The organism is Marinilactibacillus sp. 15R (assembly GCF_001895285.1).
In the GTDB taxonomy this organism is placed as follows: domain Bacteria; phylum Bacillota; class Bacilli; order Lactobacillales; family Carnobacteriaceae_A; genus Marinilactibacillus; species Marinilactibacillus piezotolerans.
Map to the genome: position 1 here is coordinate 1519793 of NZ_CP017761.1, position 17501 is coordinate 1537293.

A 17501-nucleotide genomic window follows, 5' to 3' on the forward strand; every position below is an offset into this window, starting at 1 on the left:
GGAGTCGAAGCATATGTCGGAACAAAAGAAATTATTATTAATAGATGGTTATAGTGTAGCTTTTCGTGCATTCTATGGACTGCATAGTCAGCTAGAGAGAATGAAGAATCGAAATGGATTACATACTAACGCATTGTACGGAATCCATAATATGCTTGAAGTAATCGTCAATAAAGAGCAACCTACTCATGCCCTAGTAGCCTTTGATGCAGGTAAAACTACATTTCGTCATGAATATTTTGAAGACTATAAAGGCGGTCGTTCTACTATGCCTGCTGAGTTTGCTGAACAGATTCCTTTTATCAAAGATTTACTAGCAGGATTTGGGCTGCAATCGTATCAATTAGTAAACTATGAAGCAGACGATATAATCGGAACACTCAGCAAACAAGCTGAAGCTGAGGGATATGATGTAGTCATACTTACTGGAGACCGAGATCTTACACAGTTGGCTTCTGAGAAAGTTAGAGTAGATATTACGAAAAAAGGGGTAAGTGATCTCAAAGAATTTACAGCAGATTCGGTTATGGAAGAAATGGGAATCGAACCTAAACAAATCATCGATATGAAAGGGTTAGCTGGAGATGCTTCAGATAATATCCCAGGTGTATCAAATATTGGTGAGAAAACAGCTCTCAAGTTATTGAAAGAGTATCACTCTATCGAAGAACTTTATGAAAATATAGATGGAATGAAACAGTCTAAACGAAAAGAAAATCTAATCAATGAAAAAGAAACGGCCTTCTTAAGCAAAAAGCTTGCTACGATCGATATAAAAGCACCAATCAAGATAGCGGTACAAGACTTGGATTATACAGGAATGAATATGGAAAAGCTTATTTCATTTTATAAAGAAATGGATTTTCAGTCCCATTTGAATAAGTTAGATACAGAAGAATATATGGAACAGTTAGCAGAAGAAGTTGAAAAAATTGACTATGAATATGTAAAAGAAATAAAGCCTGATATGTTTAAAACTGATATGGCACTTTATATTGAAATGTTAGGAGATAATTATCATCATTCAGAGATCGTTTCTGTTGGCTGGGGAAATGATCAGAAAATTTATGTTGCAGAACCTTCTACAGCCTTCCAGTCTGAAATCTTTAAAAAATGGATCGAATCCGAAGAAATCAGCAAAACGCTTTATGATGCTAAAAGAACTTATGTAGCACTGAACAGGAAAGGTGCAAAACTGAATGGAGCAACGTTTGATATATTATTAGCTTCATATCTACTTACTGCAGAAGATAGTAGTAGTGGGGATGTTGCTGATATAGCAAATAAACACGGTTATAAAGGATTGTCACCTGATGAAGTTGTTTATGGGAAAGGGAAAAAGAAACAGGTTCCTGAAAATCTTGAATTAATGCGAGACCACATCGCCCATAAAGTTCGTGCGATTTACTCATTATCAAATCAGATGAATGAACAGCTAGTAGAAAACGAACAAGAGAATTTATTGAAAGAAATGGAAATTCCATTAGCAATCGTCTTAGCAGAAATGGAAATTCAAGGAATCACTGTAGATGCAAAACGTCTTGAGAAAATGAAAGCAGAATTTGCTGAAACTTTAAATACGATTGAAACAAGAATCTATCAAGAAGCAGGAGAAGAATTTAATATTAATTCTCCTAAGCAGTTAGGAATTGTATTATTTGAAAAAATGGGTTATCCCGTCATAAAAAAAACAAAGACAGGCTATTCTACGGCTCAAGATGTTTTGGAAAAATTAAAGGATCAAGCTCCGATAGTAGAATTTATTCTACAATATAGACAGATTGCTAAGATACAATCCACTTATATTGAAGGATTGCTCAAAGTAATCAACACTGAAACGAAAAGAATCCATACACGTTATTTACAGACTGTAGCTAGAACTGGAAGACTAAGTTCAGTCGATCCAAATTTACAGAATATTCCGGTTAGATTAGAAGAAGGACGTAAAATTAGAGAAGCTTTTATTCCTAGAAAAGAAGGATGGAAAATTTTTGCTTCTGATTATTCTCAAATAGAACTACGTGTTTTAGCACACATTTCTGACGATGAGCATTTAAAACAAGCATTTATAGATGAACAGGATATTCATACTAGTACAGCTATGAGAGTATTTGACTTGGAAGATTCTAGCAAAGTAACAGCTAATATGAGAAGAGACGCTAAAGCAGTTAACTTTGGTATTGTATACGGAATTAGTGACTATGGTCTTTCACAGAGTCTGAACATTACCCGAAAAGAAGCACAAGAATATATTGACACGTATTTCAATCGTTTTCCAGGAGTTAAATCGTTCATCGATGATATTATTAGGGAAGCAAAAGATAAAGGATTTGTTGAAACATTATTTCACCGAAGACGTTATCTTCCAGATATCAATTCAAGAAACTTTAATTTAAGAACTTTTGCAGAGCGGACAGCTATGAACACACCAATACAAGGAAGCGCTGCAGATATTTTGAAAGTAGCAATGATCGATATGGCTAAGCGAATTAAAGATGAAGGCATGGAAGCGACTATGCTCCTTCAAGTACATGATGAACTGATTTTTGAAGCACCAGAAGAAGAAATTCCAGTGCTGGAAAAACTTGTTAAAGAAGTAATGGAAAATGCAGTTGAACTATCGGTTCCTTTAAAAGTTGAAAGTAGTTGGGGTAAAAGTTGGTATGAAGCAAAATAAAAAATATTAAGACTAAGAAGCGGGAATTTTCTCGCTTTTTTGCCTGTATAAAGGGAAAATGAAAGGAAGAAACAAGTGCCTGAATTACCAGAAGTAGAAAGCGTTAGAAGAGGTCTTGAACGTTTATTAAAAGGCAAGCAAATCACTGAAGTTATTGTTTTTTGGGAACGGATTATAGCAGAACCTAAAGAGATCAGTGAGTTTAAAAAAGATATACAAGGTCAAAAAATTCATTCCATTGATCGTAGAGGTAAATTTTTGTTATTTAACCTAACAGATTTTGTTCTAATTTCTCATCTTAGAATGGAAGGTAAATATAGACTTGAAAAAAAAGATACGCCTATCTCAAAGTATACGCATGTTATTTTCAAGTTGGATAGTGGAGAAGAATTGAGATATTTGGATGTAAGAAAATTTGGAAGAATGTCTCTGGTCTCTCACGAAGTAGTTTTTAAGCATCCTTCATTGATTAAACTAGGACCAGAACCGATAAAAGAAGCTTTGACAATTGAAACCTTGGGTCAGGAATTGAAAAAAAGAAAAAAGGCGATAAAAGCTACACTATTAGATCAATCTGTTATAGCCGGAATTGGTAATATATACGCAGATGAAATTTTGTTCGATGCAAAAATAAATCCCTCTCGTATAACCAATACGCTCTCGGAAGTAGAAATATCCAGATTGACTCATTCAGTTTTAAAAGTTATAGATAAAGCAGTGAAAGCTGGAGGAACAACGATTCGCACGTATGAAAATGTTTTTGGAGAATTAGGAACCTATCAGACTAGTCTTAAGGTATATGGTAGAACAGGTCTAGAATGTGTTAGGTGTCAAACAATCATTGAAAAAACAAAAATTGCCCAAAGAGGAACGCATTTTTGTCCTAATTGTCAGAAAATGCCAAGTGAAAGATAAGTAGCTTATGTTAAAACCAATTTACACAAAAGGAAGAGGATAATGACACATATATTAGGACTAACAGGCGGAATAGCTAGTGGAAAATCAACGGTCAGCCAGATTTTCAAAAAGTATAACTTTAAAATTGTGGATGCTGATGTTGGAGCAAGAAAAATTTTAGATCCTGGAACTAAGGGTTTAGAAGAAGTAGTCAAAATTTTTGGAGAGCAGATACTTTTAGAATCTGGATACCTTGATAGAGTTAAATTAGGTCAGATCATATTTAATGATGCGAAAAAAAGAAATCAATTAGATCAATGTCTAGTCCATCATATTCGAGAATGGATTGTATCAGAAAAAAATAAGTTAATTGATCAAAATGAATCTTTGATTATTTTAGATATCCCTTTATTGATTGAAGCCCATTATGAAAATGAAGTAGATGAAATAATGGTTGTAGCTGTCAATGAGGAAACTCAGTTGAAAAGGTTAATGAAACGAAATGACTTTACACCAGAAGAAGCAAAAATGAGAATTGCGTCTCAAATACCTTTATCCGAGAAAATCAAAATGGCAGACATTGTTATTTATAATGAAGGAACAATAGAGGAAACCGAAGCACAAGTCGTTAAGTGGCTCATTAGTAAAGGGTATTACAGCGAATAAAGCTATGGTATAATAAATATAACTAAAAATCAGATAGATTATAAGAAAAGGACTGATGATTGTGCAATGTCCTCGCTGCCAAAATAACGGAAGTAGAGTCGTTGATAGTCGACCTGCTGATGATAATAAAGCTATTCGTAGACGTCGAGAATGCGAGAAATGCGGATTCCGATTTACAACATTTGAGAGACTAGAACAACCACCTATACTGGTTGTCAAGAAAAATGGAACACGTGAAGAATTTAGCCGTGAAAAGCTGTTGCGTGGTTTGAGAAGAGCTTTTGAAAAGCGTCCTGTTACTGCTGAAGAACAAGAAAGAATTGTTAATCGTGTAGAATACAAAATCAGAGATCATGGTGATAGTGAAATACGTTCAACGAAAATCGGTGAGTATGTAATGGAAGAATTAGCTGATTTAGATGATGTTGCATATATAAGATTTGCTAGTGTATACAGACAATTCAAAGACATAGAAGTATTTATGAAAGAAATGCAGGAATTAGAAAAAAAACGAAAAGATCACTAAATGGATAAAACTAACTGGAATGAAAGGGGAATGAAAAAGTGAATTATCCATGGCAGCATGTAAAACCAAAAGATTATTTTTTATTAAGACAGTCTCATCCCCTTTCTGACCAGGATGTCAGAGTGTTAACAACTATATATCAGCCTCTGATCGGTAACGCTGCATATGCACTTTATATGCTCTTAAAAGAGTCTTTACAAAGTAGTGCGGAGTGGACTAGTGGAAAACCGTTATCAGAGTTGTTGACTATACTTGATATGGGTATACCTGAATTGTATCAGGCACGAGTTCGCTTGGAAGGCCTTGGATTGTTGAATGTCTATAAAAGCAAGAAAGAATCAGATCAGTATTTACTTGAATTAAAGCCTCCATTAACAGCTGCTCAATTTTTCAATGATCATATGATGAAACTGATTTTGTTTGAAAAAGTTGGAGAAAAAATGTTTAAAGACATCAGAGAACAGTTTACCAGCAGAGAACCACTTGAAGAAGAGTTTGAAGAGATTACTAAATCTTTTTTAGATGTGTATCATTTCAATATTCAAAAGCATAATCAGCTGACTGCAGCTGATCTGGAAAATAATTTCACTGAAGCTAATTCATTCTCTGCAGCTAAAGAAGTAGTTAAACAAAGTGATTTCGACTGGTCCTTCTTTATTGAAGGATTGAATAGTCATTTTATTGATAAAAAGTCGATTAATAAAGAAATCAAAGAACTGATTCTTTCGTTACATGAAATGTATGGATTGAATGAAATGGAACTTCAAAAATACGTACTTCAAGCAACTGATATAGAATCTTCAATTGTAAATAAAAATAAGTTGTCTCAAGAGGTTCAGCAAGACTTCCATCGAAAACAAGCAAATAAAGTACAATTAACTGATAATATTGATCAAACGATAAAGGCAGAACAAACAAAACAAACTAATCGTCGCTATCGTTTGAGTCAAACTGGTTTTAATGATCATGAGATTGAAGTAATTCTGCATGCTGAAGAAGTGAAGCCAGGAGAATATCTTAGTTCAATCAAATCGCAGAAGGGCGGATTTGTTTCAAGTAATGAACTTTATGTAATTAAAGAGTTGGTAGAACACTCTTCTCTTCCGACATCGGTTATCAATATCTTGATTAATTATGTTTTAATCGGGAAAAATGCTCCAGTATTAGAAAAGAGTCTGGCACTTAAAGTGGCTAATGATTGGGCGATTAGCGGCATAGCCTCACCTGAAGATGCACTGCAGAAAGTAAAACAATTGTATACTCAAACCAGAGAAGCTAAGCGTACAAGACAAAACACTTATGCGTCACAATCTAAAAGTAAAAAAACTTACATCAAAAATGAGACTTTACCTGAATGGGCTACAGAAGAAAATAAAGGCGAAGAAGTCGATAAAGAGAAACAAGAAGAATTCAGGAAACGATTGGAACGTATCCGTAACCGTAAGAAAGGCGGTGGTGAGTAGTGGAAAGTATTCGCAAACAGTTAGATAGCATGATGAATTCAAACAAAATGACTGAAAGATACGAAGAAATCATTCGCAATGAGGTTTTTAAAGATCCAGATGTAAGAAAATTCTTAGCGGAAAATAGTGAAATCCTTGATAAAGAAGCTATTGAGCGAAGTGCAGCTAAGCTCTATGAATTTGTGGTTGAAAAAAAGAAAGCTGCCGCTCAAAGTGGAGAACTCATGCCGGGGTATGTTCCGAAACTTTTAATAAATAATAAGCGTATAGATGTGACATATGAACCTTCTACTGATTTGACAAATCGTCAGAAACAAACAGCGATCAATAAAAGGATTCACTCTATGTATATGCCAAAAGACATAAAAAATTTCAGTATTGATCATTTTGAGAGTACTCCTGGCAGAAATGAGGCTGTGGAAAGAGCGTACGACTTTATTGATCAGTATCTTGAAAATCCGGATGAATTCCAACAAGGTCTTTATCTATATGGAAAGTTTGGTGTAGGCAAGACTTTCCTGCTTGGAGCGATTGCACATGAACTTTCTGAACAGGGATATCCTTCTACGTTGGTACACTTTCCTAGTTTTGCTGTTGAAATGAAAAACTCTATAGGACAAAATACAACAGAAGAAAAGCTGACGGTCTTCAAAAAGGCAAAAATCTTAATGATTGATGATATAGGAGCTGATTCAATGTCAAGTTGGATCCGTGACGATATTTTAGGGGTTATATTACAATATAGAATGCAAGAACAACTTCCAACTTTTTTCTCATCTAATTTTGATATGGCTCATTTAGAAAATGAGCATTTCAGAGTAACACAGCGTGGAGAAAATGAGCCACTGAAAGCGAAAAGAATTATGGAACGTATTAAGTTTCTATCAAAAGAAGTAGAGATGACTGGTGATAATAGAAGACATTCTTAAAATAAAAAAGTATTGAAAGAATGAAAGAAGCGTGTTATTCTACTATTAATCAAATTTTATAAAGCTTAGAGAAAGATACCTTTTTAGGAATTTATTACCAAGAGAGGAAGACAGTAGCTGAAAGTCTTCTATAATAAACCTGAAATTGACCCCTTTCGAGCGCTGTCTTGAACCAAGTAAAGGCAGACGTTACTCTGCGTTAAAGAGCTGAACGAAGTTAGAAGATAGTATTTCTTATTTTCTATGAAGTTGGGTGGAACCACGTTATAAATCACGTCCCATTGAGTAAGTTTTTCTTATTCAATGGGACTTTTTGTATATTTTAAACTTATAAAACTCATTGAATAAATGAAATCACATTATAACTAGGAGGAAATTCAATGTCAGAAATAACAGTTAAACTACCAGATGGTTCTATAAAAGAAGTAGAATCAGGTGCAACTCCAAAAGATATAGCGAGCAGTATCGCAAAGTCACTTGAAAAAAAGGGACTGGCTGGAAAGTGGAATGGGGAGTTAGTTGATTATAATCAACCTTTAAAGGAAGACGGGGAATTGGAGATCGTTACACCTGATCATGAAAATGCTCTTGAAGTATTAAGACACTCAACAGCCCACTTAATGGCTCAAGCAATCAAAAGACTATATCCAGATGTGAAATTTGGAGTAGGTCCGGCAATTGACACGGGATTTTATTATGACACTGATTCAGAACAGCCAATTGTTGAAGAAGACTTGGAAAAAATCGAAAAAGAAATGATGGCAATCGTTAAAGAAAATTTACCCATTGTTCGTAAAGAAATTTCTAGAGAAGAAGCACTTGATTTATTTAAAAATGATCCTTATAAAGTTGAATTGATTACTGACTTACCTGAAGACGAAGTAATCTCTATCTATGAGCAGGGAGAATTTGCGGATCTGTGCAGAGGTGTTCATGTTCCTTCAACTGGCCGTATTCAAGTCTTCAAATTACTTTCATTAGCAGGTGCTTATTGGAGAGGCAACTCTGATAATAAAATGATGCAGCGGATTTACGGTACAGCATTCTTTGATAAGAAAGCGTTGAAAGAATTCTTGAAAATGCGTGAAGAAGCAAAAGAACGAGATCACCGTAAATTAGGTAAAGAATTAGATATCTTTATGCTTTCACCAGAAGTAGGATCAGGTCTTCCATTTTGGTTACCTAAAGGAGCAACGATTCGCCGTGTGATCGAGCGCTATATTACAGATAAAGAAATTAGTATGGGCTATCAGCATGTCTATACGCCAATCATGGCGAACGTTGACTTTTATAAGAAATCAGGACACTGGGATCATTATCATGAAGATATGTTTCCACCAATGGATATGGGTGATGGAGAAATGCTAGTCCTACGTCCGATGAATTGTCCGCATCATATGATGGTCTTCAAAAATGATGTAAGAAGTTACCGTGATCTACCAATCAGAATAGCAGAATTAGGTCAGATGCATCGCTATGAAAAAAGCGGGGCTTTGTCAGGTTTGCAGCGCGTTCGTGAGATGACATTAAATGATGCGCATGTATTCGTTAGACCAGATCAAATCAAAGAAGAATTTCGTCGCGTGATTGAGTTAATGTTGGCTGTTTATGATGACTTTGATATTAAAGACTATCGATTCCGTCTGAGCTACCGTGATCCTGAAAATACTGAGAAATATTTTGATGATGATGCAATGTGGAATAAAGCTCAGTCTATGTTAAAGGAGACACTTGATGAAATGGGGCTTGAATACTTTGAAGCCATTGGAGAAGCTGCGTTTTATGGTCCAAAACTAGACGTTCAAGTAAAAACTGCTCTTGGAATTGAAGAAACATTATCTACTGTACAGCTGGATTTCTTATTACCAGAAAGATTTGATCTAACTTATGTGGGTGAAGATGGACAGGATACACATAGACCTGTTGTAATCCATCGTGGTGTAGTTTCAACAATGGAACGGTTTGTTGCTTATCTGATAGAAAGATACAAAGGTGCATTCCCGACATGGTTGGCTCCTGTACAAGCAAAAATTATCCCAGTTAATTTAGATATCCATGCTGATTATGCCAATGAACTAAATGAAGAATTAGCGGCAAAAGGCTTACGTGTTGAAATTGATAATCGCAATGAAAAAATGGGCTATAAGATCCGACACGCTCAAACACTTAAAATTCCTTATCAAATTATTGTTGGCGATAGTGAAGTTGAAAGTAATAGTGTAAGTGTTCGTAAATATGGTGAAAAAGAAACAAACACTTATCCTAAAGCAGAATTCATCTCTCGGATTTTATCAGAATCAGTAAAATAAATTAAATAATTAAGTATGTATTGACATACTATTGATATTCTGGTATTATATAAGAGTTGAGAAAACGAAGCAGAAGCGCCCGCTTCTCGCCTTTAGGATTTAAATCCTAGGGCAGATATCGAACGTATATAATTCAGAGTAACCGAGTGTTGCTTTGAGTATCAGACTGGATGAAGCAATTCATTCTCTGATAGCGGAGATAAAGAGGGGGCTTTTATTAAAAAGTCTCCTCTTTTTTTCTGCCGTGCTTTCTCGCAAATATTTTGGAGGTGAACCACCATAGCAAAAGACATGATTGTCAACGATCGTATTCGTGCAAAAGAAGTACGTTTGATCGGCAAAGACGGTGAACAGATTGGGGTAATCCAACGCAACGAGGCAATGAGGTTAGCTGAAGATGCCAATTTAGATTTAGTTCTAGTTGCACCAAATGCTAAACCACCAGTGGCTCGTGTTATGGATTATGGTAAATATCGCTACGAATTACAAAAGAAAGAACGTGAAGCAAGAAAGAATCAGAAAGTCGTTAACGTCAAAGAGATTCGCTTGAGTCCAACTATTGATGATCACGATTTCAATACGAAATTGCGTAACGCTCGTAAATTTTTGGAAAAAGGCGATAAAGTGAAAGTATCTATTCGATTCCGTGGACGTGCGATTACTCACAAGGAAATTGGACGTGAAGTATTAGAACGTATGGCGGAAGAAGCGTCTGACATTTCACAAGTCGAATCGAAAGCTAAAATGGATGGCCGTAGCATGTTCTTAATGCTTGCACCGACATCTGAGAAATAAGACAAAAGTGTAGGAGGAAGACAATAATGCCTAAGCAAAAAACACATAAAGGTTCAGCAAAACGTTTTAAAAGAACAGGTTCTGGCAAACTGAAACGTAGCCACGCAAAACGTAGTCACATGTTTGCAAATAAATCTCAAAAACAAAAACGTCACTTACGTAAATCTGCAATGGTTTCACACAGTGACTTTAAACGTATTAGACAACAACTTGCTAAAATGAAATAAGAATTGTACGAGCGCTTTTTCTCTTTCAAAAGCGCAACCAAGGAGGAAATGAAGAATGGCACGAGTTAAAGGTGGAGTAGTTACTCGTAGACGTCGTAATCGCGTCTTGAAGTTAGCTAAAGGGTACTACGGAGCAAAGCATCGCTTGTTCAAAGTTGCAAAACAACAAGTAATGAAATCATATCAATATGCATATAGAGACCGTAAACAAAATAAACGTAACTTCCGTAGATTATGGATTGCACGTATTAACGCTGCGGCACGTATGAACGGTTTAAGCTACTCAAAATTCATGCACGGACTTAAACTTGCTGAAATCGATATGAACCGTAAAATGTTAGCTGAATTAGCAGTGAGCGATGCAGCAGCATTTACTACATTAGCTGAACAAGCTAAAGAAGCATTATCTAAATAGTTTTTAATAATATACAAAATATCCTCGTTTAATTAAACGAGGATATTTTTATATAGAAATCACTAGTGTTGCATAAAACTTAGAATAAATGATTTTTATACATTGTTACTTTAATCACAAGTAGTTTTCATTAAAATTTCCAAAAAAGTCAATTGCTGGCGCAAGGGATGACTTTTTCCAGAAATTTTTAGGGTTATTCAGTTGTCGCTTAGTCTATTTGCACTTTCTTTCACTTAACCAGGTGCGAACGATGCTTTGAAACACTCAAACGGTTCATACTGTAACGCTCTGATTTGTCTCAAAATTGTGAAGAGGCTTGATTTCAACCTTAATTCAAGTTTCATCAGTAACGTCAATAAGTAGACTATCATCGCAAGAATCACCTGATTCTCTACACCTTGTTCAGACTGTGAATAGTACGTTTTAATGGTCAAATGTTGTTTGATATGCTTGAAAAACAACTCGATCTGCCATCTTGATTGATACATTTTTCCGATGTCCTCTGCTGAAAGATCCATTCGGTTCGTCAGGATACGCAGATTCGATCGATGCTTACGTTCAATCGTTATTAAACGAAACAACCCCGTCAGGTAGGTCGATTTGCCCAGCTGAACCAATTGGTCACTGATAATCCCTGATTCATGAGACACTTCCAAGTGCGCTTGAACATGAACGGCTGTATTCTTTTTAATGCGGGAGACGAAAAAGTAGCCCTCCCAGTTCATTTGATCAAACTGAGTGAAATCCAGATACCCGCGATCAAAAACATAGGTCGCCCGTTTCTCATTAATAAAGACGTTCAAGTGATCATGGTCGTGTTCAGAGGCATTGGACAGTTCGAATTGTTCAGGGTGCACCCATCCTTCTTTCATATGACAGACTTTTAAGTGCAGTTTGATTCCCGACTTAGTCGGGCGAAACGTGCCCCAGGGATACCGCGTTTTATTCAGTGAAAAAGTGGACGAATCAATTAAGAACACTCTTTCTTTTGATTGCACCGCTGTTTTTTCATGAACCAGTGAAAGTAATTGCGTGAAAATATCCATCAATACGGAGGGTTCCATCTTTCGCAGGGCACGTGACAATTGAGAATAGCTAATAGACTCAATACCCATCACTTTTTTTAATTTTGGGTTGACCAACTGTTGATCCAAATGCCGTAGGCTATCGGTTTCATCATTAATCGCATAGAGAAAGAGTTTCAGTACTTTCTTAAACGTTAACTTTTTTGAATAGCGATTAAACTGACCGATAACCTGTCGAGACGTTTCACTTAATTTTTCTAAAGAAATGTACGAAAACCATTTATTTATGGTCATTTTTGTTTTATACTTATCCATGCTATAAGTCCTTTGTTTTGGTCTTGGATAAGTCATCCAACCCCATTATAAAGGACTTTTTTATGTGTTGAAACAGTTAAATTATTTAATGCAACACTAGTGTATAGAAATATATAATGTTATGCATTTATGCTTGTTACTTTCAATAAAATAAAATTGGAGACGAAGATGAAAAATATAGAAATAAAAGTTGTCGATAAAGATAATGAAAAAAGTTTGAGTCTGAAAAATGAATCATTTGAAATTATTGGTGAATTGATCGTGGCAAGAGTTGATGGTCATTGGTTATACACTGAAAATGAGTTTGAGCAAATTACAGAAATGGTATTTCCAGAAGAGAATTATTCATATGACACAGTAATAAAAAATGGTTTTTCTATCGGAGCATATGATAAAGATCGATGTATAGGATTAGCTATATTTGAATACCAATGGAATAGCTACGTTTACCTAAGTGATTTAAAAGTAAGTAATCCATATAGAAATCAGGGAATCGCCAGTAAAATTTTAGATTTTTCGAGAGAAATCATTGCTGAAAAAGGATATAAAGGGATATCAACTATTGCCCAATCTAATAATTTAATTGCTAATCGATTTTACATAAAATATGGATTTGAAATTGGTGGTCTAAATACGCAAAATTATCATTTTACTAACCTGAAAGGAAAAGCGGATATTTATTATTATTTTCAATTAAGTAAGTAGTTGATCTATTCCATGATTTTCAATATATTAAGGATAAAAAATCTTTGTATAAAACAGGTGAAAAATTGAATAATATACGCCCTAAGTAAATTAGAGATGCGTAAATTAATTTTTAAAAAAAACAGATATTAGTCATAAATCCATGATATAATGTGAATACTTGTAGTAATCTCCTTAAAATCAAATGATCAGCATTTTGGCAGTTGGAGTTACCTACAAAACCTTAAAGTTATTAAATACAATATTGTATATTTATAAAGCCTTACATGTATAAATATGTAAGTTTGTTTTAGTCTACTAATATTTATTTAAAACAAGCAAAAGATATGCTTTGGATATCATTATAAGCGCATTAAAATGATTTAGAAAACCTTTATACAGGATAATTTAGAAATAGAGACTCCCTTATATGTATACGGAAGGTATGAGGCAATGAAAAGATCAAAGAAGAGAATAGCCGTTATAGGTACCGGTATTACAGGTCTTACGGCAGCATATCGTTTGAAAAAAATTATTAAAGAAGAAAATTTACCATTAGAGCTTTTAGTCTTAGAAGGATCTATCCGTTCAGGCGGAAAGATACATACCATGAAAATGGGAGAAGACTTTGTAGATATCGGAGCAGAATCTATCGATATTAGAACGGATCATACGTTAGATTTGATAAAAGAATTAGATCTTCAGAAAGAAATGACACATAGTCAAAATGGCAAGCAAGATATCTACGCCTTTAATAAACTTTATCATATTGACAATCCATCTTATAATGGAATTCCTTCTAAACGATCTGACATATGGAAGTATGATATTCTATCTTTTCAAGGTAAAATAACCTACCTTAAAGATACTTATCTGTCTGACACTGAGGTTCATGATAAAACGAGTGTAATGGAATACCTCACTAAAAGAATAGGAACGGAATTAACAGAATATGTTGCAGAACCTTATTTTTCAAAAATCTATGTGACTGATATGGAATCAACGAGTATTGAAGTTCTAAATAAGCAGATAGTTGAATTAGAACAAGAGTATGGAGATCTAACGAAAGCTATAGAAGCAAATCCGAATCTTTTAGACGGTACTGGAAATCAAATATCATTTAAACAGGGATTAGAAACATTGACTACTGCACTGCTGGAAGAAGTTAATGAGCATGTTCTTTTTTCTAAAAAAGTAACAGAAATCAAAAAGAGTATCGAAGGTACGTATATTTTAGATATCAACCATAAAGAACAAGTAAGAGTCGGGGCGGTGGTCGTAGCTACTGATCCTAGTGTTTATAAAGAACTGTTTAATGACCCTGAATTAATTGATTATTTTAAAGATATCAAAACGACTTCTGTGGGATTTTCTATGTTCAGTTTTCCAAAAGGTGCAATAAAAGATGAACCTCAAGGAAATGGTGTTTTATGTTCTAGAAGAAATGATTCTCATATTTCAAGTATCGTTTGGTTGAATAAGAAGTGGAAAAGCTTAGAAAATAAAGAAGAAGAGTTGATAGGTGTCTATTTTGGACGTGGAAACGAAGAAATTATGCTTTCTCTAAGCAATAAACAGATTGAAGAGTTACTACTCAAGGACCTTGAAAGAATACTAGGAATTTCGGCAGAACCGATTTTTCATGTTGTAAAAAGATGGACAAATTCCTATCTTAAATCTTCATTTAAATTCCAGGATGAAAGGCCAAGGTTGCTTGATGCCATCAGAACTGATTATCCTGGTATCTATCTGGCGGGTAACGGAGTTAATGGATTTGGAATTAATAGTTGTATAGAACAGGGAAATGAAGTTAGTGAAAAAGTAATTGCACATCTAAAAAAACAAAATGGTTTATATTGATTGAGAATATATATGTATAACAGCTAAACTATAAGTATTCTATAGTTTTAGCTGTTTTTTTATTTTAATCTGGAGTATTCTAGAATAAATAGGAAAGGAAGATCAAAAATGAGAGTAATCATATTAGGCTACTATGGTGGTTATCCGACTAGAGATACTGGTACTAGTTCATACTTACTGGAATCTGAAGGATATCATTTACTACTTGATGCAGGAAGTGGATCATTATTAGCATTGGAACATCATCTTGATCCACTAGAGTTAGATTCAGTACTGCTTACACACTACCACCATGACCATATTGCTGATTTAGGTGTACTACAATTTACTAGACAGTTAAAAAGAGATGAAGATGGAAATCGAGCTTCTATTTTGCCGATTTATGGACACAGTGATGATAAACAGTCATTTTTAAAAACAACTATGGATGAAGTGAGTCAGGGAATTGACTATACTAAAGAAAAACAAATATCAATCGGTCCTTTTGATATTCTCCATTTAAAAACGCTGCATCCAGTACCTTGCTATGCGTTTAGGATTATTGAAAGGAAAACGGGTAAAGTTATGGTCTTTACAGCAGATTCTGGTTTTATTGAAGAGTTGATTCCTTTAGCAGAAAATGCTGATCTTTTAATTGCAGATTCTAATTTTTTTAAAGGAATGGAAAATCATTCAGTGCATATGACCTCAAAAGAGTGTGGACGGATAGCAAATAAAGCAAATGTGAAAACGCTAGTTTTAAGTCATCTGCCACAAAAAGGGGATCTACAGAAGTTAAGAAGAGAAGCAGCTGAAGAGGCACCTAAGACAAAAACGATTTTAGCAGAAAAAAACTTAGAACTAATAGTATAAAAGGAGTAGTGCAAATGTATTATGTTAAAAACGAAAGAAATGGGCAGGAGATTCATGATGCAAGGATTAATCTTGCTATTGAATACTATCTTTTAAATGAAATTGAGTTAGACGAACCGCTTTTACTTTTTTATATTAATGATAATTCAATCATTGTTGGTAAAAATCAGAATACCTTTGAGGAAGTTAATACTGATTACGTAAATGAACATGACGTAACTGTAGTTAGACGCTTTTCTGGAGGAGGAGCAGTTTATCATGATTTAGGGGTATTATGTTTTTGTTTCTTGACTAAAGATGATGGAAATTCCTTTAGAGATTTCAAAAAATTTACTTCTCCAGTTATCGATGCCCTTCATAAAATGGGTGTAGAAGGAGCTGAGCTAAGAGGACGCAATGATCTAGTTATTGACGATAAAAAGTTCTCTGGAAATGCAATGTACTCAAAAAATGGTAGATTAACAGCTCATGGAACGTTGATGTTTGATTCCGAAATTGAAGCAGTCGTAGGAGCGTTAAGACCCAAAAAGCATAAGTTAGAGTCTAAGGGTATAAAATCTATTAGAAGTCGTGTAACAAATATTAAACCGTATCTAAGTGACGAGTATCAATACATGAACGCTAAAAATTTTAAAGAAAAGCTTTTGTTGAATATATTTCATGTTGATGATACATCAGAAGTCAAAGAGTATAAACTAACAGAGGAAGACTGGGAAAAAATTGATAAGTTTGCTGAAAAATATACAGCTAACTGGGATTGGAATTATGGAAAATCTCCTAAATTTGATTTAGAGCGCAGCGAACGACTATCTGTAGGCACAGTTGAAGTGAAAATGAATGTCAATAGAGGGATTATTAAAGACCTGAAGATATATGGGGATTTCTTTGGATTAGGAGAAATTTCAGATGTCGAAAGTAAATTGATCGGAAAAACCTATGAAGAAAAATCAATACGAGATACTTTCGAAGAAGTAGATATAAATAAATATTTCGGACAAGTTAGCGTAGATGAATTAGTTCAACTATTTTATTGAAAGTTAACATCAAAAATCACTGCATAAAAGTGCAGTGATTTTTTGCTGTAAATGAATAAATACAAATTATATCTTCAAAGAAAGCATTATATAAATAAAGAATTACAGAGATTTAAATACAGAAAATAAAAAAGGATGTGACAAATAACTATCTAGATTGTAATTGTTATAAATAAAAAAGATTTTAATATGCAACAAAGAGTTTTATGGAAAATGCATTAATGTCAACGTTTTTAATGTTTTTTACATAATTATTACATAAAAGTAATATAATATTTGACAAAAAAATGACAAAAGGGGTTTACAAGTGTTCACAATTCGTTTATAGTTATAAATGTAGTCAACAAGCAAGAAAACAAACTACTAATATACAGAAATTGAAGGGAGCAATACATAATGGTCACATTATTTACATCGCCGAGTTGTGCGTCATGCAGGAAAGCAAAAGCATGGTTAGAAGAATACGGGATCCCTTATGAAGAAAGAAATATTGCGTCAACTCCAATTAGTATCCAAGAAATTAAATCAATTATGCGAATGACAGAAGAGGGAACGGAAGAAATTATTTCAACACGCTCTAAAGCTTTTCAACAATTAAATATTGATATTGATGAACTGTCACTAAAAGAGTTATATACATTAATTCAAGATACGCCAAGTTTATTACGTAGACCAATTGTACTCGATGAAAAACGTATGCAGATCGGATATAACGAAGATGAAATTCGTCAGTTTATTCCTAGAGAAGTAAGAGCCTTAGAATTACAAAGAGCCCAAAGATTAGTTGCACTTTCCAATAGCTAGTAATGGTTTAAGTACATTAAAAA

General features: G+C 34.3%; 16 protein-coding genes and 1 other annotated feature. Of the genes, 15 read left to right on the top strand and 1 reads right to left on the bottom strand.

Annotated features, from left to right (window positions below):
- Positions 1-13 precede the first annotated feature (13 nt).
- From polA to rplT, 10 genes are all read left to right on the top strand, one after another.
- On the top strand, positions 14-2677 hold the full coding sequence (gene polA / locus BKP56_RS07535) for a DNA polymerase I (protein ID WP_072694494.1): 2664 nt from the start codon (positions 14-16) through the stop codon (positions 2675-2677).
- Between the two features lie 75 nt (positions 2678-2752).
- Complete coding sequence (mutM, locus tag BKP56_RS07540; protein ID WP_072694495.1) at positions 2753-3592, top strand: DNA-formamidopyrimidine glycosylase; 840 nt, start codon at positions 2753-2755, stop codon at positions 3590-3592.
- A 42-nt stretch (positions 3593-3634) separates the two neighbouring features.
- Entirely contained in the window at positions 3635-4240 is a 606-nt protein-coding gene (gene coaE, locus BKP56_RS07545; RefSeq protein WP_072694496.1) for a dephospho-CoA kinase, read from the top strand.
- Between the two features lie 61 nt (positions 4241-4301).
- The gene (gene nrdR, locus BKP56_RS07550) at positions 4302-4766 is read left to right on the top strand and encodes a transcriptional regulator NrdR (protein WP_072696074.1); all 465 of its coding nucleotides are present in this window, start codon (positions 4302-4304) and stop codon (positions 4764-4766) included.
- A gap of 38 nt (positions 4767-4804) precedes the next feature.
- A complete protein-coding gene (locus BKP56_RS07555) occupies positions 4805-6229 on the top strand; it encodes a replication initiation and membrane attachment family protein (RefSeq protein ID WP_072694497.1) in 1425 nt (474 codons plus the stop codon).
- Positions 6229-7158 carry a primosomal protein DnaI gene (dnaI, locus tag BKP56_RS07560; RefSeq protein ID WP_072694498.1) on the top strand — a complete coding sequence of 310 codons (930 nt, stop codon included), beginning with the start codon at positions 6229-6231 and terminating at the stop codon, positions 7156-7158. Before BKP56_RS07555 ends, dnaI begins: the two co-directional genes overlap by 1 nt.
- 57 nt (positions 7159-7215) lie before the next feature.
- Positions 7216-7442: a binding site (T-box leader), on the top strand.
- Positions 7443-7538: 96 nt separating this feature from the next.
- A complete protein-coding gene (gene thrS / locus BKP56_RS07565; protein WP_072694499.1) occupies positions 7539-9467 on the top strand; it encodes a threonine--tRNA ligase in 1929 nt (642 codons plus the stop codon).
- A 291-nt stretch (positions 9468-9758) separates the two neighbouring features.
- Positions 9759-10262 carry a translation initiation factor IF-3 gene (infC, locus tag BKP56_RS07570; protein ID WP_072694500.1) on the top strand — a complete coding sequence of 168 codons (504 nt, stop codon included), beginning with the start codon at positions 9759-9761 and terminating at the stop codon, positions 10260-10262.
- Between the two features lie 26 nt (positions 10263-10288).
- Positions 10289-10489 (top strand): 50S ribosomal protein L35, encoded by a 201-nt coding sequence (gene rpmI / locus BKP56_RS07575; RefSeq protein ID WP_072694501.1) that lies wholly within the window; start codon positions 10289-10291, stop codon positions 10487-10489.
- Between the two features lie 55 nt (positions 10490-10544).
- Positions 10545-10904, top strand: coding sequence for a 50S ribosomal protein L20 (gene rplT, locus BKP56_RS07580; protein WP_072694502.1), 360 nt, complete (start codon positions 10545-10547; stop codon positions 10902-10904).
- Positions 10905-11137: 233 nt separating this feature from the next.
- Here the strand turns inward: rplT and BKP56_RS07585 are convergent, their stop codons facing one another.
- The gene (locus BKP56_RS07585; RefSeq protein ID WP_072693882.1) at positions 11138-12244 is read right to left on the bottom strand and encodes an IS4 family transposase; all 1107 of its coding nucleotides are present in this window, start codon (positions 12242-12244) and stop codon (positions 11138-11140) included.
- A gap of 168 nt (positions 12245-12412) precedes the next feature.
- Between BKP56_RS07585 and BKP56_RS07590 the strand changes: the two genes are divergently transcribed.
- From BKP56_RS07590 to spxA, 5 genes are all read left to right on the top strand, one after another.
- Complete coding sequence (locus BKP56_RS07590; RefSeq protein ID WP_072694503.1) at positions 12413-12949, top strand: GNAT family N-acetyltransferase; 537 nt, start codon at positions 12413-12415, stop codon at positions 12947-12949.
- Between the two features lie 432 nt (positions 12950-13381).
- Positions 13382-14788, top strand: a complete 1407-nt coding sequence (gene hemG, locus BKP56_RS07595) for a protoporphyrinogen oxidase (RefSeq protein ID WP_072694504.1) — start codon at positions 13382-13384, stop codon at positions 14786-14788.
- A gap of 108 nt (positions 14789-14896) precedes the next feature.
- Positions 14897-15640, top strand: coding sequence for an MBL fold metallo-hydrolase (locus tag BKP56_RS07600; RefSeq protein WP_072694505.1), 744 nt, complete (start codon positions 14897-14899; stop codon positions 15638-15640).
- Positions 15641-15654: 14 nt separating this feature from the next.
- The gene (locus tag BKP56_RS07605) at positions 15655-16674 is read left to right on the top strand and encodes a lipoate--protein ligase (protein ID WP_072694506.1); all 1020 of its coding nucleotides are present in this window, start codon (positions 15655-15657) and stop codon (positions 16672-16674) included.
- 396 nt (positions 16675-17070) lie between these two features.
- A complete protein-coding gene (spxA, locus tag BKP56_RS07610; RefSeq protein ID WP_072694507.1) occupies positions 17071-17478 on the top strand; it encodes a transcriptional regulator SpxA in 408 nt (135 codons plus the stop codon).
- Positions 17479-17501 lie beyond the last annotated feature (23 nt).

Bases quoted from the DNA above. Each gene is read 5' to 3' on its own strand.
- polA (WP_072694494.1), top strand. From the start codon at position 14: ATGTCGGAACAAAAGAAATTATTATTAATAGATGGTTATAGTGTAGCT.
- coaE (WP_072694496.1), top strand. From the start codon at position 3,635: ATGACACATATATTAGGACTAACAGGCGGAATAGCTAGTGGAAAATCA.
- thrS (WP_072694499.1), top strand. From the start codon at position 7,539: ATGTCAGAAATAACAGTTAAACTACCAGATGGTTCTATAAAAGAAGTA.
- infC (WP_072694500.1), top strand. From the start codon at position 9,759: ATGATTGTCAACGATCGTATTCGTGCAAAAGAAGTACGTTTGATCGGC.
- rpmI (WP_072694501.1), top strand. From the start codon at position 10,289: ATGCCTAAGCAAAAAACACATAAAGGTTCAGCAAAACGTTTTAAAAGA.
- rplT (WP_072694502.1), top strand. From the start codon at position 10,545: ATGGCACGAGTTAAAGGTGGAGTAGTTACTCGTAGACGTCGTAATCGC.
- BKP56_RS07585 (WP_072693882.1), bottom strand. From the start codon at position 12,244: ATGGATAAGTATAAAACAAAAATGACCATAAATAAATGGTTTTCGTAC.
- BKP56_RS07590 (WP_072694503.1), top strand. From the start codon at position 12,413: ATGAAAAATATAGAAATAAAAGTTGTCGATAAAGATAATGAAAAAAGT.
- hemG (WP_072694504.1), top strand. From the start codon at position 13,382: ATGAAAAGATCAAAGAAGAGAATAGCCGTTATAGGTACCGGTATTACA.
- BKP56_RS07600 (WP_072694505.1), top strand. From the start codon at position 14,897: ATGAGAGTAATCATATTAGGCTACTATGGTGGTTATCCGACTAGAGAT.
- BKP56_RS07605 (WP_072694506.1), top strand. From the start codon at position 15,655: ATGTATTATGTTAAAAACGAAAGAAATGGGCAGGAGATTCATGATGCA.
- spxA (WP_072694507.1), top strand. From the start codon at position 17,071: ATGGTCACATTATTTACATCGCCGAGTTGTGCGTCATGCAGGAAAGCA.